The 23,305-nt window shown below is 43.1% G+C and carries 19 protein-coding genes, 1 tRNA gene, 2 rRNA genes and 1 other annotated feature; of the genes, 2 read left to right on the top strand and 20 right to left on the bottom strand.

All coding sequences use genetic code 11. The annotated features are described in order from the left end of the window. Positions 1-5: 5 nt before the first annotated feature. On the bottom strand, positions 6-938 hold the full coding sequence (fmt, locus tag BO225_RS08555; protein WP_076341818.1) for a methionyl-tRNA formyltransferase: 933 nt from the start codon (positions 936-938) through the stop codon (positions 6-8). Between the two features lie 130 nt (positions 939-1,068). On the opposite strand from fmt, the gene rpsT reads away from it, so the two are divergent. Next, positions 1,069-1,335 carry a 30S ribosomal protein S20 gene (gene rpsT, locus BO225_RS08550; protein ID WP_076341817.1) on the top strand — a complete coding sequence of 89 codons (267 nt, stop codon included), beginning with the start codon at positions 1,069-1,071 and terminating at the stop codon, positions 1,333-1,335. A 67-nt stretch (positions 1,336-1,402) separates the two neighbouring features. On the opposite strand, the gene holA is transcribed toward rpsT, so the two are convergent. The 16 genes from holA to pulA all read right to left on the bottom strand — a co-directional run bounded on the left by holA (position 1,403) and on the right by pulA (position 19,872). Beyond that, entirely contained in the window at positions 1,403-2,365 is a 963-nt protein-coding gene (gene holA / locus BO225_RS08545; protein WP_158023821.1) for a DNA polymerase III subunit delta, read from the bottom strand. A gap of 31 nt (positions 2,366-2,396) precedes the next feature. After that, positions 2,397-4,250 (bottom strand): ComEC/Rec2 family competence protein, encoded by a 1,854-nt coding sequence (locus BO225_RS08540; RefSeq protein ID WP_076341815.1) that lies wholly within the window; start codon positions 4,248-4,250, stop codon positions 2,397-2,399. Beyond that, positions 4,247-4,732 carry a ComEA family DNA-binding protein gene (locus BO225_RS08535; RefSeq protein WP_083632160.1) on the bottom strand — a complete coding sequence of 162 codons (486 nt, stop codon included), beginning with the start codon at positions 4,730-4,732 and terminating at the stop codon, positions 4,247-4,249. The genes BO225_RS08540 and BO225_RS08535 overlap by 4 nt, the downstream gene beginning before the upstream one ends. An 84-nt stretch (positions 4,733-4,816) precedes the next feature. Further along, positions 4,817-5,290, bottom strand: coding sequence for a transcription elongation factor GreA (greA, locus tag BO225_RS08530; RefSeq protein ID WP_076341814.1), 474 nt, complete (start codon positions 5,288-5,290; stop codon positions 4,817-4,819). Between the two features lie 50 nt (positions 5,291-5,340). Then, complete coding sequence (gene mltG, locus BO225_RS08525) at positions 5,341-6,432, bottom strand: endolytic transglycosylase MltG (protein ID WP_158023820.1); 1,092 nt, start codon at positions 6,430-6,432, stop codon at positions 5,341-5,343. Beyond that, entirely contained in the window at positions 6,425-6,676 is a 252-nt protein-coding gene (locus BO225_RS08520; protein WP_076341812.1) for a DUF1292 domain-containing protein, read from the bottom strand. The genes mltG and BO225_RS08520 overlap by 8 nt, the downstream gene beginning before the upstream one ends. A gap of 28 nt (positions 6,677-6,704) precedes the next feature. Beyond that, the gene (ruvX, locus tag BO225_RS08515) at positions 6,705-7,130 is read right to left on the bottom strand and encodes a Holliday junction resolvase RuvX (RefSeq protein ID WP_076341811.1); all 426 of its coding nucleotides are present in this window, start codon (positions 7,128-7,130) and stop codon (positions 6,705-6,707) included. Positions 7,131-7,132: 2 nt separating this feature from the next. After that, the gene (locus tag BO225_RS08510) at positions 7,133-7,384 is read right to left on the bottom strand and encodes an IreB family regulatory phosphoprotein (RefSeq protein WP_076341810.1); all 252 of its coding nucleotides are present in this window, start codon (positions 7,382-7,384) and stop codon (positions 7,133-7,135) included. A 98-nt stretch (positions 7,385-7,482) separates the two neighbouring features. Continuing rightward, a complete protein-coding gene (gene alaS, locus BO225_RS08505) occupies positions 7,483-10,110 on the bottom strand; it encodes an alanine--tRNA ligase (RefSeq protein ID WP_076341809.1) in 2,628 nt (875 codons plus the stop codon). Between the two features lie 32 nt (positions 10,111-10,142). Beyond that, positions 10,143-10,331, bottom strand: a binding site (T-box leader). Positions 10,332-10,362: 31 nt separating this feature from the next. Then, the gene (recD2, locus tag BO225_RS08500) at positions 10,363-12,486 is read right to left on the bottom strand and encodes an SF1B family DNA helicase RecD2 (RefSeq protein WP_076341808.1); all 2,124 of its coding nucleotides are present in this window, start codon (positions 12,484-12,486) and stop codon (positions 10,363-10,365) included. Further along, the gene (gene mnmA / locus BO225_RS08495) at positions 12,473-13,639 is read right to left on the bottom strand and encodes a tRNA 2-thiouridine(34) synthase MnmA (protein ID WP_076341807.1); all 1,167 of its coding nucleotides are present in this window, start codon (positions 13,637-13,639) and stop codon (positions 12,473-12,475) included. Before mnmA ends, recD2 begins: the two co-directional genes overlap by 14 nt. Before the next feature lie 58 nt (positions 13,640-13,697). Further along, a tRNA-Leu gene (locus BO225_RS08490) sits at positions 13,698-13,784 on the bottom strand. A gap of 54 nt (positions 13,785-13,838) precedes the next feature. Further along, the gene (locus BO225_RS08485; protein WP_076341806.1) at positions 13,839-15,053 is read right to left on the bottom strand and encodes an ATP cone domain-containing protein; all 1,215 of its coding nucleotides are present in this window, start codon (positions 15,051-15,053) and stop codon (positions 13,839-13,841) included. Further along, complete coding sequence (locus BO225_RS08480) at positions 15,040-16,125, bottom strand: MarR family transcriptional regulator (RefSeq protein ID WP_233120313.1); 1,086 nt, start codon at positions 16,123-16,125, stop codon at positions 15,040-15,042. The genes BO225_RS08485 and BO225_RS08480 overlap by 14 nt, the downstream gene beginning before the upstream one ends. Before the next feature lie 63 nt (positions 16,126-16,188). Beyond that, positions 16,189-17,700 carry an IMP dehydrogenase gene (locus BO225_RS08475; protein WP_076341804.1) on the bottom strand — a complete coding sequence of 504 codons (1,512 nt, stop codon included), beginning with the start codon at positions 17,698-17,700 and terminating at the stop codon, positions 16,189-16,191. A 66-nt stretch (positions 17,701-17,766) separates the two neighbouring features. Further along, positions 17,767-19,872, bottom strand: coding sequence for a type I pullulanase (pulA, locus tag BO225_RS08470; RefSeq protein WP_076341803.1), 2,106 nt, complete (start codon positions 19,870-19,872; stop codon positions 17,767-17,769). A gap of 91 nt (positions 19,873-19,963) precedes the next feature. Here pulA and BO225_RS08465 point away from each other — a divergent pair, with 91 nt between their 5' ends. Next, complete coding sequence (locus BO225_RS08465; protein WP_076341802.1) at positions 19,964-21,337, top strand: class II fumarate hydratase; 1,374 nt, start codon at positions 19,964-19,966, stop codon at positions 21,335-21,337. Positions 21,338-21,367: 30 nt separating this feature from the next. Here the strand turns inward: BO225_RS08465 and cls are convergent, their stop codons facing one another. The 3 genes from cls to BO225_RS08450 form a co-directional block, all read right to left on the bottom strand. Beyond that, positions 21,368-22,903, bottom strand: a complete 1,536-nt coding sequence (cls, locus tag BO225_RS08460; protein ID WP_076341801.1) for a cardiolipin synthase — start codon at positions 22,901-22,903, stop codon at positions 21,368-21,370. A gap of 110 nt (positions 22,904-23,013) precedes the next feature. Next, positions 23,014-23,127, bottom strand: a 5S ribosomal RNA gene (gene rrf / locus BO225_RS08455). Between the two features lie 92 nt (positions 23,128-23,219). Beyond that, positions 23,220-23,305, bottom strand: a 23S ribosomal RNA gene (locus BO225_RS08450); the annotation flags it as partial.

The raw sequence follows: 23,305 nt of genomic DNA, 5'->3' as shown, positions 1-23,305 counted from the left end.
ACCTCCTATTCGGCTGTTTTTCCAAGAAGCGCTCTTCCTTGTCCGTTGATGAAATTTTGGATGGGCATGCTTGGTTTTCCTTCCATCTGGACTTGCTTCAAAGACAAATATCCATGATGGAGTTCTAGATTCAATTCTTTTTTATTGGTTTGGGAAAAACGTCCTGTTTCCACATTTTCTTTTGGAATATAAAGGGCGTGTGTGATCTTGAGCTTTTTTCCATCGACGAGCACATAAGCGCCTGGCTCATCGGACAGGGCGCGGATCTGATTGACGATCTGCTCGTCGCTTTGGGCAAGATCGATCTTTTCTTCTTCCGCTAAAATGATCGGGGCATAGGTTGCTTCACTTTCCTTTTGTTCTTGAAAGTGCACCTTGCCTAAACACAGTTCCTCTAAATTTTCTTTTAAAAGAGAAGAAGCGGCATCGCCCATCTTTTCAAAGAGCGAGCTCGCGTTGTCGGTTGGCAGGATCTCCACTTTTTTTTGAGCGAAGATCGGCCCGGCGTCCATTTTCTGGACCATTTGCATCAAGGTCATTCCGCTTTCTTTTTTTCCATCCATGATGGCTCTTTGAATAGGAGCACCACCTCGATATTCTGGCAGCAAAGACGCATGCAGATTGACGCATCCGGATTTAGGATGATCAAGAACTGTTTGTGGAACGATTTGTCCATACGCGCAAGTCACGATCAGATCGCATGGATGATCCAATATGGCTTGATGATCTTTTTTTATATGTGCAGGCTGAAAGACTGGGATTTGATGTTCTTGAGCGAGCGCTTTGACTTCGCTGAACACGATCTTTTTCTTTCGACCGACTTGTTTGTCTGGCTGTGTCACGACAAGATCGACACTCACATCGGAATCGATCAGAGCTTGAAGAACTTCGGCCGCAATAGCAGGAGTTCCCATGAATATGATATGTTTTTGGTTCATAAATATCCTTTCTCGTTTGGTTCTAAAAACGCTCTACAATGGATTATACACGAATTCTCAACTCTTGTGTTGCTTTCAAGTTTTAATTTTGCTATAATCTCAATGCATTTATGTCAGGAGGTGTACACCAATGCCACAAATCAAATCACAGATGAAACGTGTTAAAACAAACCAAAAGGCGCACGACAGCAATGTTTCAAAGAAATCGGCTTTGAAAACATCGATCAAAAAAGTACGTGCTGCTGTGGAAGCGAAAGATAAAGAAGCCGCAGTCAAAGCTTTTTCTGAATGCACTTCAAAATTGGATTCAGCTGCTGCCAAAGGACTTCGCCACAAAAACTACACGATTCGTCAAAAATCACGTTTGGCAAAACTAATCAACTCGATCGAGGAATAATCCTGATTCTTATTTGAGCTCAAAATAGCGGTGAATAGCCGCCTTTTTTTTATACCCGAAAAGCCTCCTAGATCAGGAGGCTTTTCGTTTGAAATTCTGGCATGAGCGACAAAGCGAAGTTTTCAAACCCTTCATCCCGATCGATCATTCCCGTTTTTAACTGATAGTCCAATCTAGCCAGCTGGCTTAGCTCATGAAGAAGCTCATCGGCTTCAAAACGAGACGCTTTTTTCATCATGAGCTGGATGCGATAGGGGTGCGCTTTGGTAAGATCGATGATCTTCTCTTTAGGATACCCTCCATCCATATATACGCGGACCTGAAATAAGAAGCGGATCTGTGAAGCGAGCAATGCGATGATTTGGAGCGTTTCCATATTCTGGGCTCGAAAATTGCGATAATAAGCGATCAATTTTAAACCGTTTTTTTCAAACAGCGCATCGCTCATTTTAAAAACATCTTCGATCGGCTCGCTGGAAACGAGCTTTTGAACCTCTTCTAAATGGATCTCTCCAGGATAAAGGCTTAGTTTATCGATTTCATCAAGGATCCGTTTCGAGTTGGTGCCAATATGGGCGATGAACCACTGCAAAGCATCGGGATCGATCGAGAGCGAGACTTTTTTGGTCTGTTCCAACACGTATGCTTTTTGATTTTTCGCATCCAAGCTTTTACAGGCGAGCAACGCCGCCTGTTCAAAAAACGGCTGCCATTCTTTCTTTTTCGTAAGTTGATCTTGAGCGAGCAAGAAGACAAGGATATCCTCCGTCTCTAAGCGTTCGATCCACTCTTTCGCCTTGACTTCATAATCTACATCCTTTTGGCTCTTGCCAAGAAAATCCGCGTTTTTGATGATGAACAATCTCTTTTCTTCAAACAATGAACGTGTATCAAGCGCATTCAGGACCGTCCCTTGTTCATCTTCTTTGAGATCAAAATTCTTCCGTTCCAAGTCTTTATATTTCTTTTTGATTTCTTCTAGCTTCAGATCCATTCTAGAAGCGTCTTTTCCATAAATGATCATATGCATAGTTTTATTATCTTGAATCATGCCCAAAACTTCAAGTGTCTCCATTGTATTGATAACCATAATATCCAGCGTCTGTTTCAAGGAACAAATGATTTTTCCATGTCATAAAATGAAGCGCGCCGACATCTTGGGTTTGAAGGATGATCGACGAAACATCGTTCAAATTCGCGATCACTTCGGGACTTGGATGATGGTATCGGTTATCCTTACCCACACTGATCATGGAAAACTTTGGGACGATCCAGTCGATAAAGCGCTTCGATGAGCTCGTATTGGATCCATGATGTCCGACTTTCAAGACATCGCATGGAATGCTTGTATATTGGTCCATCAGCTGTTGCTCGATATTCGCGCTCGCATCGCCCATGAAAAGATAACGAAAACCGTCATATTGAATATAGGTGATCAATGAAGTCTCGTTTTCATCTTCCGCCACGCGGTCGATCAGTAAATTTTGCATGAATGGATATGGGAGCTTCTGCGATGAGTCGGTGATGATCTGCTCGATTTCGATCTTATTCTGAAGACTTTCCAGTCCCCCGCTATGATCAAAATCATCGTGAGTCAGCAGCAAAAGATCCAACTTGCTTATTCCGCGGTCTTCAAGAAAAGGAAAAACGATCTCCTCGATATTGTCCCGATAGAGATTTTGTCCGCAATCGATCATCGTCGCCGAACGGTTAAAAGGCTCCACCAGCAAAAAGCAGTCCCCCTGTCCTATATTAATCGCAAAAACATGAAAAAATGGAGATATATAAGGCGCAAAGAGTAAGGAAACAGTAATGATAAGCGCTAGTTGAATTTGATGCCTTTTCTTGCCTATACACCAGTGGAAAAGCCAAAACAAAAACAAAGCGAAAATCAAAACGTTAGGATAGACCTTCCATTGCCAAGAGGGCAATTCTACATGAAGAGAGAATGGGACGAGCAGCTTTCCGATCAACAACAATCCATAGATCTTGCGAAGAAACGAGAAGAAAAGAAGTTGAAAGAAATCGATCGAACGAAAATAAAAGGCTTGAAGAAGGGTGTTGATCCATAGCTGCCAGACTTGATTCCCGGTTCGATACAGCAAGATGGAAAGCATTGGAAAGACAAGACAAAGATCTAAGGAGCCATACGGGATCATCAACAAATATACGATCACGAAAAAGGAAAACTGATGCTTCCAATCATCAAAGAGAAGTTTGCCAAACGTATGCAAAATATAGCGGATCAAAGAAGAAGAGAGCACGAACAAGGATCCATACCATACAGCCAAAACGAGCGTGATCCATTGCGCTTTGCGTGGGTCCCATCTTTTTTTGATCGTAGATCGAACCATGTTGAGCAACGCTAAAACGGGCACCCCTAAGCTTGCGATCATAGACTCTTTTTCGTGGATCCCATACAGGGCGGACATAAAAAACGGATCGTTTTTTGATTTGAAATTATCATACAATCGGTTTTTGATCGAATCTTTTTGAGCGAGGATGGTATAGTCGTCTGCCTGTTCATAAATGCGTTGACTGGCCATATGCTTCTCAAAAGAAAATAGGGTAAAATTCCCTAGCGATTCGATCGCCCGACTCGAGTGGACCCGGATCTGATCTTGATAGTGCAGCTTCTCTGGTTCATATAAAACGATCGTACCGCTCCTATTGCTAGCTAGCGCATAGCCTTTCTTGATCGTAACAACACTAAAATCTTTAGAGAGATCAAGAGCAGGAGGCGGGAGTTTAGAAACCGAGTTGAGCAAAAAAAGAGATAAAAATAGAAAGAGGAGTTTTTTTTGATGAAAACGGATCCATAAAAATAGGATCAGAAAGACAAAAAGAAAAAATGCATAATACAAGTCCGGAATAGTTACTAAATAGAAGCAGAGCGCCAATACGAAAAAATTCATAAGCAGATCCTTTCTTTAATCTTTTCGAACATCTTTTCGCCGATACCTTTGACATTCATGATATCTTCTAGATTTTGAAAAGTCGCCTGCTCGCGATATTCGATGATCCTTTGAGAAATCGAGGGACCAATACCAGGAAGAGATTGAAGCTGTTCGCTTGAAGCGGAATTGATGGAGATCTTTTGTTCTTCGCTTTTTTCAGGGATCACGATCATATCGTGGTTGGCCAACGTCCGATTCATGGACAAACTGGAAAGATCGGCCGTTTCGCTTGGGCCTCCAGCAAGTTCAAGAAGCATAGTGAGGGTGGAATTGCGCTCTAATGAATAAGAGCCAGGCTGTTGGATCGCTCCTTTGATCTCGACTTGGATTGTTGATGAAATAGAATTCGACAAGTCGATCGGCGTGCTCCGGCCATAGAAGGAATAAAGAAAGAACAAAAAAAGACACATCCATAAAAGCATGTACTTAATTTGTTTCATGCTTCTACAATACTAGAGCTTTCAAGATTGGTCAACATAAAAAAGAACAGCCCATCGCTGTTCTTTTGCGTTTCTATTTTTCGTTTACTTGACTTCCAGGATCTCGACATCGTAAGGAATTGCCGCTTTTGAGATTGTAACCACATCCCCCGCCTTTTTATCGAGTATCGCTTGAACGACTGGCGATTCGTTTGAGATCTTGCCTTCAAAAGGATCTGCTTCGGTCGTTCCGACGATCGTATACGTCGCCACTTCCCCATCGGAAAGATCTTTAAGCGTCACGACCGATCCGATGCGGACGATTTCTTTGGCGCTTTCATCTTCTTCGATGATTTCCGCTTGCTTCAAAATCGCTTCGACTTCATGAATACGGGCTTCGACTTGCGCTTGGTGTTCTCTGGCTGCGTCATAGTCGGCGTTTTCGGACAAGTCGCCTTGCGCGCGCGCTTCTTGTAGTTCTACGATCACTTGAGGACGAACTGTATGGACGAGCTCATCAAGTTCCCGTTTTAAATCATCGTACCCTTCTTGGGTCACATAAAACTTTTCATTTGCCATTATATATCAGCTCCTTGATTGCTTTTGAAATTATAGCAATTCCAAATCGCTTATTCAATCACTAGCTTTAAATCTTTCACGATCTGTTCATGCTCTTCATACGTTTTCGAATAGTAGACTTTTCCTGGATTTGATTTTACGTTATGGATATCTGCCGCGAAGAACAAGTAGTCGTTCTCTTCAGGAGAAAGAGCGGCCAAGATCGCCTCTTTTCCAGGATTCAAGATCGGTCCAGGCGGAAGTCCCTCAACTTGATAGGTATTGTAAGGCGAATCGACATCGTATTGGGTTTCGCAATCGCTCGCGTCCTTAAAATCTTCATAGAGCGCATAACAAACGGTCACCGAAGATTCTAGCTTCATATTCTGTTGTAGACGATTATGGAACACGCCAGAAATCGTCTTCATATCTTCCACGCTGCCCGATTCAAATTGAATGATGCTCGCTAGCGTTACGACTTGCTCGACACTCATGCCGCTCTGCTCAAAGGCTTCTTTATTTTCTTGATACACGATATTGAATTGATCCAAGAACGCCCGCGTGATCGCATCCAAGCTCATATCTTTATCCAAATAATACGTTTCTGGATACAAGTACCCTTCGAGCTTCACTTTGAGCTGCTCGTTATCCAAAATGCTTGGATCAATAAATGAATACGTCTTGGAAAGCTCTTGAATATAAGCTGGATCGTTCCATAATTGCAAGATTTCTTCTTGCGAATACGGCATGACTTGACTTAGGTTGGCCGCGATCTCTTTCGCCCATGTTCCTTCCGGGATCGTAAAGTGGATCGTTTCTGCCATGATATTAGAAGGATCGGCGATATAAGCTAAGATCTCTTGGACCGACATATTATCTTTTAATAAATAGGTCCCAGCGTAATGCGTTTCATGTCCGCTCATTTTCGCGTATAAAGAGGCGATCGTCGAGTTTTTGATCAAGTCTTCCTTTTGCAGATCTTCTAAAACAGTTGACAAGCTTTCCCCTTCTTGGATCTCGAATTCTTTTTCGATATTGCCTTGACCCATTGGCCGCAAAGCCGAATAGGCATAAAAGGTGAGGCTTCCTGCCGTAATGAGAAGCAGGATAAGGATCCCTAAAATGATCCTTCCGACTTTCACTCGCCGCCTTTTTTTAGGCATCCTCTTCATCCTCGATAAATGTATTGATCACCTCTTGGACCATATCCCATTCTTCATCCGATTCGATTGGCAAAAGCTCGCCTTGATCGTTGTAACGGGAAGCGTAAACTTCTCCTTCTTCATCGTCCGCTCTTTGGAAAACGACGTATTGCGTTCCATCGGGCGCATCGAATGTGAACAAGATCGTCATTTTGACTTCGTTTCCTTCTTCATCTTTTACATATAAACAATTTGAATCTAACATTGTATTCTCCTTTCAAAAAAAGCGGAAGTTAAAATCCCCCGCCTTTATGATCTAAATAACTTTGCAAGATCTGAACTGCCGCCATTTGATCGATGATCTTCTTTCGCTTTTTACGCGAAACATCCCCTTGGATCAACAACCTCTCTGCGCTTACAGTCGTTAGCCTCTCATCCCACAATTTGACTTGAATCCCGTGTTCTTCCAACATTTTCGAAAAATCGATCGAGATCTGTCCACGGACCCCAATATCGCCATTCATGTGCTTTGGCAAGCCGAGGACGACTTCCTTTACTTTCTGTTCCTGCAAGATCTTCAAGACTTCCTGCAAACACGCTTCATAATCATCCGATTCAAAACGGACGGTCGTCAAAGCGCGGGCGATCATTTGCAGAGCATCGCTGATCGCGATACCGCAAGTCTTACTGCCAAGATCTAAACCAATGATCTTCGCCATCTCTACTTTTCCAGATAAGCGCGGACGAGCTCTTCAATGATCTCGTAACGTTCAATACGTTGGATCAGATTCCGCGCGTTCTTATGTGAAGAAATATAAGCAGGATCGTTGCTGATCAAATAACCAGCGATCTGATTCTCCGAATTGTAGCCGCGTTCTTCTAAAGCTTGGCTTACCTCTTTCAAAATCGTTTTGATATTTTCGCGTCGAATCTCTTCGGTCGTGAAAGTCATCGTTGCTGTAACGTCTCTCATTCCCATCACACTCCTAACATATTGTCATTGTATACTATCTATTTTAAAAAGAAAAGTGTTTTCATTTCGCAAAAAATTGGGCATTTTCGCCACTTTGGCTATAAAGATTGAATACTTGCTTTCACAAAATCGATCGCTTCTTGAATCATGGAAGCGTCTTTACCACCTGCTTGTGCTAGATCCGGCTTTCCACCACCATTTCCTTTGCAGATCTGGGCCGCCGATTTGACAAGCGTGCCAGCATTCGCTTTTTTGGCGATCGCTTCTTTTCCGACACCAGAAACAAAGACGACTTTATCGTTGTTGATCGCGTAGAAGAAGACAATCAAATTCGCGTCCTTGCCTTTGAGATCGGTCGCGATTTCTTTCATCTCTTTCCCATCTAGGTTTTTGATCGCTTTGATCAATACATGGAAGCCGTTGATCTCTTCTTGATCTTTGATCCATTCGTTGGATTTCAAAGACAAGATTTGATTGTTCATCTTTTCAGCTTCTTTTTGAAGTTCCTTGTATGAATCCATCGTTGAGATCACCTTTTGATCGATCTCTTTGATGCTCTTCTGTTTTAAAGCGTCCGCGATCGTTTCTAATTGCTGGTGCTCGTTGGCAAACTCTTGATAAGCGGCAAATCCTGTCTTCGCGCTGATCCGTCTCGAATCGGAACCGATCGATTCTTCGCCAATGATCTTGCAGACACCAATAGCCGAAGTGTTGTTGACATGGGTACCAGCACAAAACTCTTTCGAAGCATCCCCCATTGTTACGACGCGGACCGTATCTCCATATTTTTCGTTGAATAGCGCGGTAGCTCCCGATTTTTTCGCGTCCTCGATCGCCATGATCTCTTTCGTGACTGGATATGCGTTTTCGATATAGCTATTGACGATCGCTTCGACTTCATGAAGCTGTTCTGGTGTGATCTTTTCAAAATGACGGAAATCAAAGCGCAAATAATCAGGCCCGACAAAGCTTCCAGCTTGCTGGATATGCTCGCCGAGCACTTTTTTCAAAGCACTTTGAAGCAAATGGGTGCAGGAGTGATTGGCTGTCGTCTTCATGCGGCGCTTCGCGTCGACTTTTTGTTCGAGAATATCTCCCGTATGCAATGTCCCCTCTTGGACAATAACTTTCAATAAGTGCTGCGAGTTGCGTGTTTTTTGAACATCGACGACATCCGCTTTGACTTCTTCATTTTCGATCACACCTGTATCCGCGACTTGTCCGCCGCTTTCTGCATAGAAGCAAGTTTGATCAAAGATCACTTCTCCTTCTCCTTGCAGGGAATCAACCATTTCTCCTTCTTTGAATAGAGCAATCACTTGTCCAGGACAAGCAAGCGTATCATAACCGACAAATTCAGAAGGTGTCGTAAAATTCATCAAAGCTTCGTTTTGCGCGTTGAATGAATCTTTCGTATTTCGTGCGTTCCGCGCTCTTTCTTTTTGTTCTTGCATGTGGGCGTCGAATTCTTGGCGCGAGATTGTCAATCCGTTTTCTTCGGCGATTTCTTGTGTCAACTCGAATGGGAAGCCATATGTATCGTACAAAGTGAAGACGACATCTCCACCAAGTTTGCCATCTTTTGCGTTCTTGATCTCTTCATCAAGCATCGATTGGCCCACCTTCAATGTCTTTTTAAATGTTTCCTCTTCATTTTTGATGAGCTTCTCGTTCATCGAAGTATGTTCTTGCAAATATGGATAGAAATCTTTCATTACCTCGTTGACAACGGGAACAAGCTTATAGAGGAATGGTTCATCGATCCCGAGCTTCAATCCATAACGAGCCGCTCTTCTAAGCACACGGCGCAGTACATAGCCTCGTCCGCTGTTGGAGAAATTGGCGCCATCGCTTAAAGCGAATACAATCGTTCGGATGTGATCGGCGATGACCCGATAAGCCATTTTATATTCTCCTTCATAAGGGTATTTGGCGTATTTCTCGGTTGCGTGGATGATTGGCAAGAAAAGATCTGTATCAAAGTTCGTCTCTCCATCTTGTATAAGAGCGACCAAACGTTCCAATCCCATCCCTGTATCGATGTTTTTTTGTGGAAGTTCTTTATATTCTTTGCGGTCGATCGCAGGATCGCAGTTGAATTGCGAGAATACGACATTCCACACTTCGACATAACGATCGTTCTCTAGCTCTTCAAAAAAGAGCCGTTCTCCTAAGTGTTCTGGATCGTATTTTTCGCCACGATCGAAGAATATTTCTGAATCCGGGCCTCCTGGACCTTTTCCGATTTCCCAAAAGTTCTCATCTGTTTTCAGAATATGGCTAGGATCAACTTTGCATACTTCTGTCCAGATCCGATAAGCGTCTTCATCATCTGTATAGACAGAAACATAAAGACGATCTTTATCGATGCCCATCCATTCTTCGCTAGTCAAAAATTCCCAAGCGAATGGGATCGCTTCTTCTTTGAAATAATCACCGATCGAAAAGTTTCCGAGCATTTCGAAAAACGTATGGTGTCTTGCTGTTTTTCCGACATTTTCAATATCGTTGGTGCGGATACTTTTCTGCGCGTTGGCGATCCGATTACAGCGTGGTTTTTGCGAACCATCAAAATACTTTTTAAGAGCCGCGACTCCAGCATTGATCCATAAAAGCGTTGGATCATTGTCTGGGATCAAGCTCGCGCCAGGTTCGATCATATGTCCTTTGGACGCGAAATAATCCAAAAACATTTGTCGAACTTGATTTCCTGTTAATTGTTTCATTGTTCTCCTCCCATAAAAAAAACGTCCCTAAATTTAGGAACGTTGATCACGCGGTACCATCCTAATTCATTCTTCAATAAAGAATGCGCTTGATTCTTCGATAACGCGAAGAGCGGTTCAACTCCAAAGCAGCCTTCAAAAAAAAGATCTTCAAGGTTTTCACCAGCCACCTTGTCTCTGCAAAGATCTGATCTTCTACTCCTCTTTTTCATTGTCAAACTACTCGTATCTTAACAAAAAAGAATCCTAAAATCAATCCAGGGCAAGCTTTGGATCCAACTTTTCTTGCAAGGTAGTCCTTCGAATCGAAGTGTTGGCTTGACGCACTTTTTCTTCAAAGAGCCTTTGATCTCCCAAAAGAAGAAGTTCTTTTTTCGCCCGGGATATAGCGGTATACAGCAAGCGCTTATTCATCATGAAGTTCGCTTGATCGGCGACTACACAGATTACATTCGAATACTCGCTTCCTTGCGATTTATGAACACTGATACAATAGGCGAGTGTCAAATAATATAAAATATCTTGATCAAAATCGACGATCTGTTCTCCAAAATCCACACTGATCACACTGTTTTCAATTTGAACGATCACGCCCATATCTCCATTATAGACATCGTCTTCGGGCATGTTTTTCAAAAGCATCACCCTATCATTTTCCCGGAACAAATAGGTCCCGATCTTCCATTCTTTTTTATCGGGGGCAGGTGGATTCAAAAGAAGCTGCAAAGTTTGATTGATCGCGTCTATGCCTGCGCTCCCTTTGTATTTTGGCGCGATGATCTGCACTTTTTCTCTTTCGAAGCGGTTCATACGTTGAAGATATTGCGTGATCATTGACATCACATCATATGAACGGCATGCCTGAAACTTGACACCATCTTCATAATGACATCTTGTTTCTTCTCTAATATTTTGAGCTAAGAGCGGGATTCCCGATCCGCTGGACTGTCGAAAGATCTTTTCGAGATGGATCAAAGGAAACTGCTTGGAATCGATCAAGTCATTGAACACTTTTCCCGGGCCAACGCTTTCTAGCTGATCCTCGTCTCCGATCAACAAGATCCGCGTATGCGAAGGTAGTGCGAGTAAAAGCTGAGAAAATACGTGAGTATCGACCATTGAGGTCTCATCGACGATCAAAAAGTCAATATCGAGAGGATCGTTTTCATTTTTCTTGAACGAATTATCTTCTAGATTCCACTGCAGAAGTGAGTGGATCGTTTTCGAGTCGTTTTGCGACAATTGATACAATCGTTTGCTCGCTCTGCCTGTCGGCGCGCATAACTGCACGATAGCGCTCGGAAATAAAGATTTCAGCAGCGCGAGGATCCCTTTGACGATCGTTGTCTTCCCAGTTCCTGGTCCGCCATTCAAGATCATAAAAGAATGATTGAAAAATTCCTTGATCGCCTTTTTTTGCGTTGGATCGTATTCGATGGCGTAGGCGAATTCGACTTCTTCGATTTTTTCCTCGAGGATGGCCTCATCGATCGGTTCCACTTTGAATTGATGTTCTAAGATCGAACGGGCGATCGTTTTTTCTTCGCTTAATAAATGATATGGATAAAACTTGCCTCGATCGTACTCTAGGCGTTCTTTTTCGATCAGCCGTTGGAGCGATTCTTCAAAATCTTCTTGATTTAACCCTGAAAACATGGCTCGAAGCGGCGCATACTCGATAAATGTATCCCCGCTCTTCATCGTGTGGCTTTGGATCGCTTCATGGATCCTCGCGTCGATCCTTCGAAAATCACGAAGATCTATATTGAGGTGATCGGCGACTTTTTCTGAACTTTTATATCCAAAACCATAGACTTCGTAATATGGAGTGAAAGGATCATCCTGAAGAACATCTAGCACATTGTCGTATTGTTCTTCAAGCGTCTGGATCTGCCGTTCAGAAAGTCCGAGTTCTACTAGTTCCAAATACGTCTTTGAAAATCCAGCAAATGCCGCTAAGCCTTCTTCAATGATCTCGATCTTCTTTTTTGGGAAGCCATCCAGCTGCTTTAATAAACTCGGATCTTCGCTTAGTCGACTGAGCGTGTCTTCGCCAAACGTCTCATAGATCTTTTCGGCGCTTTTCTTCCCGATCGTCGGAAAACGGGAAGAAGAAAGAAAAGCGATGATCGCTTCCTTTTGCGTAGGAAGGATCTTTTGCGCTCCTTCGATCATGAATTGAGTCCCATATCGAGGATGCTCCCCGAAGTGCCCGATCAATTCATATTCAAAATCGACTTCAGGCGCACTAAGCTTCCCTGCCCCTACAAAGCGATGATACGTATCGGATTGCAAAAAGGTTCCGACCATGAACATTTGATCCGGACTCGTATAGCGTATGGAAACGAGTTTCGCTTTGAGCTTAGTCTCGCCCATGTCTCAATTCCTCATAACGCTGCAAGATCGTATCGTGAAGGATTTTCCCTTCTTTATATACGACATCGATCACGCCTCCTCCAAGACACAGCTCGCCATCATAAAGGACGGCTTCTTGCCCTTCCGTGACGCCCTCGATTCCTTGAGGGTAAGAAAGCAGCACGCTGTCGTTCGTGATCCACTTGAGTTTTACGTCTTGATCTTTTTGGCGATATCGAAACTTGCATGTAAGCTCTTGCGGGATCGATGTTTTATCCTCGACGATCCAGTTGATGTTTTTGATAAGCGCTTGATCGGAAGAAAGCCATTGTTTTTGCGTATGGTGCGTGACAAATAGACGATTCGTTTCTACATCTTTGCCGATCACGAACCATGGGCCTTTTTCGTGATCGATGTGAAGTCCTTTGCGCTGTCCGATCGTATAATACAATACACCTATATGTTCTCCGACAATTTTTCCGGTGTTGATATCGATGATTTCTCCAGGTTTGGATGGCAAATAGTTGCTCAAGAATTCTCGAAAGTTCCGCTCGCCAATAAAGCAGATCCCGGTGCTGTCTTTTTTCTTCATCACGCTTTCTAGATCAAGCTCTTCGGCGAGCTTGCGGACTTCCGACTTTGTGATATTGCCAAGGGGAAAGAGCGTTTTAGCGATCGCTTCCGGCGCTACTTGGCATAAAAAATACGTTTGATCTTTATTTGTGTCGGCTGCCCGTGCAAGATAGGTAAAGCCATCTTTTTGTTGAGTGCTCGCATAATGCCCGGTAGCAACCATATCGTACCCATGATCCATCGCGTATTGGAAAAAAGCGTCGAATTTAATGTATTGATTGCATAAAATATCAGGATTGGGCGTTCTTCCTTTTTTATATTCTTCTAAAAATGTCAAAAAGACTTTATTCCAGTAGTCTTCGATAAAATCGACTCGATCTAAAGTCAAGCCTAGATGTTCTGCGACCGCTTTGGCGTCGAGATAGTCTTGTTCTTGAGGACAAATATCCGATTGGATCAATGGATTCCCTAAAATATCGTTGTTGGCAAAACTATCCCAATTTCGCATAAAACAGCAAGTTACGTCATATCCTTGCTTTTGTAAAAGATACGCAGCTATGGCAGAGTCGACCCCGCCGCTCAACCCTAATAAGACTTTCATGCTTTCCTCCTAATTTTATAAAAAAAAACAAGCAGCTCGGCTGCTTGATGATTGCAAATGGTGCCCAGGACCGGACTCGAACCGGTACGGTATCGCTACCGGTGGATTTTGAGTCCACTGCGTCTACCAATTTCACCACCCGGGCATGAATCTCTGTTCGTTGATTGCCTATTCATAATAGCAAACAGAGAATCGATTTTCAACACTTTTTTAAAAAAAGTTGAAATTTTAATGGTTGATTCACGCTTTCCCCAATTTTTTTAAGGAGAACTTCGATAGCGTCAGGATCGATATCGACAAGATCCGTATAAAAACGCAAGATCGAAGGCACCTGAATCTGCTCTAAGGAATGTAGGATCAAAAAAAGATCGCTTTCATGGAAATCTTTGCGGTAAATCACATGGATCTTTTTGTTTTGAAGAGGCTGGTTCTGGATCTCTTCTGAAAAGATTTGACAAACGGGATCAAAGGTATCCTTGAGCAATTGCTTCGTTTTCGGATAAAAGCCGGTTCGATACAGCTGCTCAAAAACTTCTTTTTTCGTGATCAAAGCTCGTTGAGCCAGTTCGATTTGATTCGTATCCTTCAACCATAAAGAAGCACAGACGATTTCTTTTTCTTGATCGATCGAATAGATCGGCGTCATTTTTGTAGTTTGTCCGATTTCGCAAATGGCTTCTCTCGACGTTTTCCATCTCCACTCGATCCGTTCGCTGATCTCTTCTATTTTTGAGATCCATTCTTTTTCTTCGAGAACGATCGAAAAACAACAATCTAGGTTTTCTAGTACTAACAGCAAGTTCTTTAGATCATCATTTAAATGAATCACCGATTCAAGATCATACAAGTCGATAGCGGACCATTCTTTAGATAGGGAGGCGATCCAGTCGATGCATGTTTCGATCGAATCCGTGGCGAAGTGTTTTCCTAAAGAAAGGGACAGCTTGCCTAGCTTTAGATCGTTGTCATCGATAAATTCGAATGCTTTATTTTCCATAGCCTCTCGTATGGAAGCATCAAAAATATCATTGCTCCAAAAACGGCTCACATAAGAGGCGACGATCTTTTGTTTCAAACTTTCTAGATCCATCGATGTGCCTTCGATTCTCTCAGAAGAAAGTTTCCGGACATTCGTGCGTTGAACACGATATAAGATGAACGCTTTGGCTTCTTGCACATATCCGCTTTGGGCTAAAACGCTTTCCACGCTATCTTGGATCTGTTCGACTTGAATATAGCCATCTTCGATCTTGTTTTTGAAGTCGGCGCTCACTTTTAAAGCTAAAAGTTCGATAATTTGAGGATCTTGGATCGTGTTTTGAGATTGAAACGCTTTTTCGATTGCGGCGATGATCTTCTTTAGATCAAAATCGACGAACGTCCCATCTCTTTTTTCGACTTTAAGTATTTGCATATCGGATCTCTATTTCTTTCACATAGTGTTGACAGCGCTCTTTTTCTACGAGAATCGTTTCGTTTTGGAGCGATGTATCAACATGCCATATCCATTTGAACGATTTATCAAGATAGCCCGCCATCTCTTCAAGTCCGCCTTCAAACAGATCAAGCGCAAGCCTTGTTTCAACGACCGTACGATCCGGGATCGTTTTCAGGATCTGCAATGTTTGTTCGATCAGCGAGAAGTCAAAGAAGTCCATCCCTGTTTTTTTCGCGTAGAGTCGAGGGGGGCTTTTAAAGTTGAACCAGATTCTATCCACTGCGTTTTCTTCGATCCATTGCTTCAAAACCTTTGGCTTCGTTCCATTGGTTTTTAAAATGATCGTATACCCCATCTGTTTGACATAGATAAAGAAATGTGAGAGTTCTGGATTCAAGCACGCTTCGCCTCCTTGAATGCAAAGCGCTGATAAAAAGTGTTTTCTCTCCTCTAAAAACGCGCTGACTTTTTCCATTTTTAGAGGTGTTTTGGATTCTTTGAGATAGACTAGATCTTTTCTTGGACAATCTGGGCAACGAAGATTACATCCAGCTGTATAGAGACAAGCGCTCAGTTTTCCTGGTTCATGACCAACACATAAAGGATCTAAATCATAAAATCGAAATTCATCGAGTTTCCAAGCCGCAAACGCGCTGACATTGGCACTCAAAAGAGAATATGTGTTTTGAAAAACATCTAGTTGTTCTCTATCCATGCTTGTTGTGACCTTAGTCCACCAATCAGCCCGCATTTGATATATGGTCGGCATGATTTGCGCGCACGCATTGGTTGGATATAGATGCTTTAGACGTTTATCTACTTTCGAGGGCACAGTTTTGATATAGCCTAGATTTTCGAGCTTTTGCACGTTCTTGGTAACGGTCCCTTTATCGTATTGGCCATTTTCGACGATGCGCTGCATCGAGATCCCTTCTTCTTCATAAATTGCGAATAAAACGGGAAGCTGGGCGTATGTCAGTTTCAATGGTTCGAGCTTGCGGTCGAAATACTTTTGGGTGTTTCGATACAAGATGCTGATATCCATCATGATATCGCTTTTATGCGCGTGTTCTTGTTTCATCATCAAAAAGAAAAGAAGGCGACCCTTCTTTTACTGAACTTTAGCATCCACATTTTCATCCCGGACAACCACATCGTGAGCCCCGCCTTCGACGATACTTGTTGAAGAAACGAGCGTGACTTTGGCATCTCGTTGAAGTTCTGGTATCGTCAAGCATCCGCAGTTGCACATCGTATGTTTGATCTTCGATAAGGTCAAAGCGACATTGTCTCGAAGCGACCCAGCGTAAGGTACAAACGAATCGACACCTTCGACAAAAGACATCTTTCCTTCTCCACCAACATCATAACGTTGCCAGTTACGCGCTCTGGCAGAACCTTCGCCCCAATACTCTTTCATATAGTTTCCATTGATGCTCACGCGTTTGTTTGGCGCTTCTTTAAAACGTGCAAAATAACGACCTAACATAACGAAATCGGCTCCGAAGGCTAAAGCGAGAGTGATATGGTAATCGTGTACGATCCCGCCATCCGAACAAATCGGAATATAGATTCCGGTATTTTTGAAATACTCATCGCGCGCGTTAGCTACATCGAGGGTCGCTGTCGCTTGTCCACGACCGATTCCTTTTTGTTCGCGGGTGATGCAGATCGAGCCTCCACCGATCCCGACTTTGATAAAATCCGCACCTGCCTCGGCCAAGAAGCGGAATCCATCGCCATCGACGACATTTCCTGCGCCGATCTTCACACTGTCGCCATAATGTTCGCGCACCCATTGGATCGTATCTTTTTGCCAGCAGGAATAACCTTCGGAAGAGTCGATCACGAGTACATCGACGCCTGCTTCCACAAGGGCTGGAACGCGTTGAGCGTAGTCTCTTGTATTGATTCCGGCTCCAACGATATAGCGCTTGTTTTCATCCAAAAGCTCATTTGGATTTTCTTTATGGGAATCATAGTCTTTACGGAACACGAACGCTTTTAAGCGCTGATTCTCATCGACGATAGGAAGCTGATTGAGTTTATGTTCCCAAATGATATCGTTGGCTTCAGAAAGAGAGATGCCATCCTTTCCAACGATCAGCTTGTCGAACGCGGTCATGAAATCTTTGACTTTGGTGTTCTTATCCATACGAGATTCGCGGAAATCGCGCGAAGTGACCAACCCCACAAGCTTTCCATCTCTTTTTCCTGTATCTGTCACGGCCATCGTCGAGTGACCCGTTTTCTTTTTCAAAGCGAGAACATCGGCAAGCGTGCTATCCAAAGAAAGGTTTGAATCACTGCCGACAAATCCTGCTTTCGACGCTTTTACATTTCGGACCATTTCCGCTTGGCTTTCAATTGGCTGCGAGCCATAAATAAAGCTGACTCCCCCTTCTCTAGAAAGGGCGCAAGCCATTTCTTCGCCACTGACAGCCTGCATGACAGCGGAAACCATAGGAATATTTAAAGATAAAGCGGGTTCTTCTCCTTTTTTGAATTTGACCAAAGGCGTTTTCAATGAGACGTTGTCGGGTGTACAATCGGGTCCAGAATAGCCTGGCACAAGCAAGTATTCGCTAAATGTTCTAGATGGTTCTTTGAAAAATTTTGCCATAGTTCCTCCAAATATTTTCTAACATTATATCACACCGAAATTGGCATTCAACCTCGAGTCTTTCGTTTACTCTTGTCCTAGATGGTAGATCAATACACTGTAAGGGGCGATGATCAAGTTTTGATTGTATGGATCGTTCGAATTTCCATTATCGAAGATGACTTTCCCTTTTTCGTTCATAAAGTATTGAAAGCTGTTGCTGGTCGGATTGAAAAATACGTAATTCCGATCGTTGTCTTTGTTGGTTTTATAAACGAGCACTTGGTTTTCGATCATTTCGAAGCTGACATTGTTCGCGATCTCTTCGCTTGTTTTCAAGCGGAACGAAGGGTGTTCCTTGCGGATCTTGATCAACTCTTTGGTATCTTTCATGATCGTTTGATGGAAATTCCGCCTAGTATAGTCGATGCTATTGACGGCATCCGGCTGATTGTATGAATTGCCGATGTTGTTTTTTGTTCGACCAAATTCTTGACCGGAATGAATGAATGCGATTCCTTGCGCCAACAACACCATCGCGTTGGCTAAGATCTGCCGCTTCTCTCTTAGATCTCTTCCTTCCCCTTGGCAAGCGACCCTGTTTTTATCCCATAGTGTATGGTTGTCATGACATTCGACAAAATTCACGACTTTTTGTGGCGAATTGAAGACGAAATCTTGACAACTAGCGGCCAAGACTTGCATCGCTTCATTGATCTTCTGGATATTTCCGCTGGCGTAGCCTCGCTGGTGCAAGTCGCTGTTGGAGCCTCGGATCACTTCGCGGAACCGATCAGAAAAATGACCGATATTCGGCATCTGGCTTTGATTCTGCTGACTCGCTCTTTGGTTCTCTGGCAAGAAGCTTGGCATGTTCCATCCTTCTCCATAGATCATAAAACCGGGTTTGATCGAGCGGCAAGTCTGCGCGACTTCATTCATAAAATTGATATCCAAGATCCCCATCAAATCGAATCGAAGCCCATCGATATCGAATGTATGGATGAGTTTGCGGCATGTATTGAGGAAATATCGTTTTGACATGATCGGCTGGGTATCGATATCGTTCCCGCAGCCGCTCCCATTTGAAAACTCGCCATTTTGATTCATCAAAAAATAATAATTTGGAACAAGTGTTTCCAAAGCAAAGCGTTGTTTATCATACACATGATTAAAGACAACATCCAAGTTGACGCGGATCCCGTTTTTATGGCACGTATTGACGAGCCGCGCGAATTCCTGGATCCGACATACAGGGTTGGCTGGATCAAGAGAATAGCTACCTTCCAGCGCTCGAAACTGCATCGGGTCATAGCCCCAATTGTAGTAGAGGTCTTGATGGAATTCGTCGACGCTTCCAAAATCATTGACGGGCATGATCTGCAAATGCGTGATGCCTAGATCTTTGATATAGCTGAATCCCGTATTCTTTAGACGCGTGATCTCGTTTTCTTCGATGAAGCCGACAAATTTTTTGGGATGCGAGACGCCAATATCGCTATGACTTGTCATGTCGCGGATCGATACTTCATAAATGATCGCGTCTGTATTGCTTTGTTGGGGTTCCATTTCTACTTTTTCTGGTAAAGCAAGTGTCGTTTCGTCGATCACGACACTTTTTTGCCCATCCGTCGTAGAAAACATCGTATAAGGATCGATGCACGGGGTCCATGCCCCATTGCAGCGGACTAAAAAAGTATAAGGCACTCCATGCAGGTCGCCTTGGACCTCGACTTTAAAGATGCCTTGGTTTTCACGTTTCAATTCATAGGTTTTGGTTTGCTCGCCTTCATAGAGGCAAAGCACGATCCTTACAGCTGTCGGGGCCCATAAAGCAAAAGTCGTTTTATCTTTTGTATAATGGGCGCCAAGCTGTTCAGTGATATTCGTGAATTCGCGGGCAAATTCGGCTGTTTTCACGATGTGAGCGTACTTGGCTGGTGTTTTCCGGCAAGAATCGCTGTATACATAATATTCGGTGCCAATCGTTAGTGGCTGATCGATCGAGAGTCGATAATGAGTATATCCGTTATAGAGATCCGAGCGTTGCTGCACGCTTAATGGGATCATATTTCCTTCTAGATCTTCAAGATGGAAGCTTTTGCTTTGTCCATCGTAAAAATTCTTTGACATATAGACGTTTATCGTGTTGTATGTATCGATATACGCCTCGTAAGGGTCTTTCATTCGCATAAAAAAAACCGCCTTCCTTTTTTTATTTTAACATGGAGTTTTCATTTTTGTTTCTAGAGATGCTAAAATACCTTCAAAGAAGGAGACTTATATGAAGAAAACGAGAATTGAAAGCGATGTTCTTGGTGAAATCGAAGTTGAAAGCGATAAATATTGGAAATCCCAAACACAGCGGAGTTTAGAGAATTTTAAGATTGGTTCAGAAAAGATGCCTAAGGATCTCATCATGAGTTTTATGTATTTAAAAAAGGCGTGCGCTTTGGCGAACGAAAAGTTTGGCTTGATCTCTTCTTTTCAAAAAGAGGCGATCGTGCATGTTTGTGATGAAGTTCTCAAAGGCAACTATCTTGATCAATTTCCTTTAAGTGTGTGGCAGACGGGTTCGGGAACCCAAACCAATATGAATGTGAATGAAGTGATCACGATGCTTGGCAATGAGTGGGCCCATGAAGAGATCCTGCACCAAAATGATGTGGTCAATTGTTCTCAGTCTTCGAACGATACGTTTCCGGCAGCTCTCCATATCATGTGTGTGATGGAGATCCAGAATCTATTGTTTCCTGCCTTGGATCGAATGATCAGCGATTTTAGACGGCTCGAAGATGAAAATAAAGGAATCATCAAGATTGGAAGAACGCATCTTCAAGATGCGACACCCCTTTATTTTTCGCAAGAGTTGAGCGGCTATCGGTCGATGCTTGAACACAGTAAAGCCCAACTCGAAGCTGTCCTCCCGTTTTTACGGGAATTAGCGTGCGGGGCCACCGCAGTTGGCTCTGGGATCAATTGTCCGAAAGGATTTGATCAAATGGTGGATGATCTTTTGAGCGAGTTTTTAAAAGAGTCTTTTGTTCCTGATCCAAATAAATTCCATGCTTTGACAAGCAAAGACGCGTGTGCTTTTTATTCGGGCGCTTTGAAAAGCTTGGCTGCCAATCTTCTAAAGATTGCCAACGATATTCGCTGGCTTGCTTGCGGGCCTCGGTGCGGGATCGGCGAAATCGTGATCCCGGCCAATGAGCCAGGTTCTTCGATCATGCCAGGGAAAGTCAATCCTACCCAGTGCGAAGCGCTTAGCATGGTTTGTGTTCAAGTAATGGGAAACGATGGCGCTGTTGGGATCGCAGCGAGTCAAGGAAATTTTGAGTTGAATGTCTATATGCCTTTGATCGCGTACAATTTAGATCAAAGCGCGCGTTTATTAGCGGATGCGATGATTTCTTTTAGTGAGCATCTACTGCAAGGTTTAAAGGCGAATCAAGAGAAAATGGAGTCGAATGTGCATGATTCTTTAATGCTTGTCACGTGTTTGAATCCAGTGATCGGCTATAAAAAAGCGGCACAGGCGGCTCAATATGCTTACCAGAAAGATCTGACTTTAAAAGAAGCGATCGTGCAGCTTGGTTTTTTGAGCGCAGAGCAATTTGATGAATTTGTGGTGCCAGAAAAAATGATCCAAGAATAGATAAAAGAGGAAAGCTGTGGCTTTCCTCTTTTACATGAGTGGTGAAAAGATTCTAAGAATATTTCGAAAATTGCGAACGATCGGATTTGTTTCTTGACATTCTTTTAATGTCACAAGGTGGGATTGTTCAAAGATTTGTTCCAAGTCATGCTTGATGTTCGGAATGCAGCTCGTTTTATAGAGCCAGATCCCGCATTCGTAATTGATGTAGTAGGAGCGGAAATCCATATTTACAGTTCCTACTAAAGCACTTTCCTGATCGGATAGGCAAACCTTGCCATGGATAAATCCGGGAGTGTATTCGTAAATTTTGACACCTTTTTTAATGAGCAATTCATAATTGCTTTTCGTCACTTCATAGACGAGTTTTTTATCGGGGATGCCTGGTACGACAATTCGAACATCCACTCCGTTGTTCACGGCAAGCGTGAGGGCGTTGACCATTTCTGTATCGAGGATCAAATACGGTGTAGTGATCCAGAAAAGGTCGTTGGCCATATTCAGCATATTCAGGTGCATATTTTTGCCGGTATTGTTGTCATCGGTTGGTGAATCTGAAAATGGGATGATGTAGCCTTGTCCCTTGATTTTTTCGTAGTCTTTTTCTGGCAATAAAAAGGAATCGTATTGGGTGTTTTCATTGGATTGATAGTTCCAGATCTGTAAAAAAGCGATCGTGAACATTTCTACGCCTTTTCCTTCGATGCGGATCCCCATATCTTTCCAATACCCAAAGCGTTCTTTTGTGTTGATATATTCATCGGCAATATTGATGCCTCCTGTATAGGCCTTAAGTCCGTCGATGATGATCATTTTTCTATGGTCGCGGTTATTCATCTGGACTGCCAGCTGTGGTCGGATCTTATTGAATGTATAGGTTTTGATTCCTCGTTCGTTTAAGTATTTTTCATAATCTTTTTCAAGATGCGTGATCGTTCCAAAATCATCATAGATCAATCGCACATCAACTCCTTCTTCTACTTTTTGAAGGAGGATATTCAAAATCGTGTCCCACATATGGCCTTGATCTAAAATAAAGGTTTCAAAGAAAATGTAATTCTTCGCTTCTTTGAGATCTTTTTTGATCGACTCGAACATGATTTCCCCTGTATCGAAGTATTTTGTCTTACAGTTTTCATAGACTGGAAAATAGCCGTTGGACCATGCCAACGAGATCATTCGGTCCAATATATGGTCTTCGCCATTTGTTTGTTCGAGCGTCTGGATGTTCTGCATGGCATATTTTTTATAATCGGAATACGCTTGGCGATCTTGAGCCATAAGTGCTTTAGGGATCTTGCGGTTCCCAAAGAGCAAGTAAATAAGTCCTCCAAAAATAGGGACCGCTAAGATCAAGGCGACCCAGAGCAGTTTGGAGCTCGAATCGGAGTCACGGTTGATGACGTGGATGGCCATGATAATGCTTAAGATGACCATGATCACATAGAAAAATGTAAAACGGGTTGAAAAATAGGTCACGATCACACCTAGACAGATCACCTGGATCAATAGGGATGCGACGATATAAAATGCTTTTTGTTTTAAGAGTTTAAATATCCTTCTCATAACTACCTCGTCGAAATTATAGCATACTCTTTTCATTCCAATTCTTAAGAAACAATTAGAATATTTATAACAAAAAAAAGCCAGCAAGTCTGTCTTGCTAGCTTCTCTAGAACCGGCAGCGTCCTATTCTTGCAGGCGCTAAGCCAACTACCTTCGGCGATGGAGTGCTTGACTTCTGTGTTCGGGACGGGAACAGGTATTTCCACTTCTCTGTCACCACCGGATCTTCTCCTCGATCGATCCCTCAAAACCGGAAAAATCTTTCAGACACAACCCTTTCGTCTGTTTCAAGTCATGGCGTCCTCTCTTCTCTTTTCTGATCAAGTCCTCGGCCTATTAGTACCGGTCCACTCCGGACATCGCTGCCCTTCCATTCCCGGCCTATCCACCTTGTCGTCTTCA

Origin of the sequence: Dubosiella newyorkensis, assembly GCF_001945605.1 — a bacterium.
Taxonomy (GTDB): Bacteria; Bacillota_I; Bacilli_A; order Erysipelotrichales; family Erysipelotrichaceae; genus Dubosiella; species Dubosiella newyorkensis.
The sequence above is the reverse complement of the archived record's forward strand: the minus strand, read 5'-3'. Positions and strand labels throughout refer to the sequence as shown.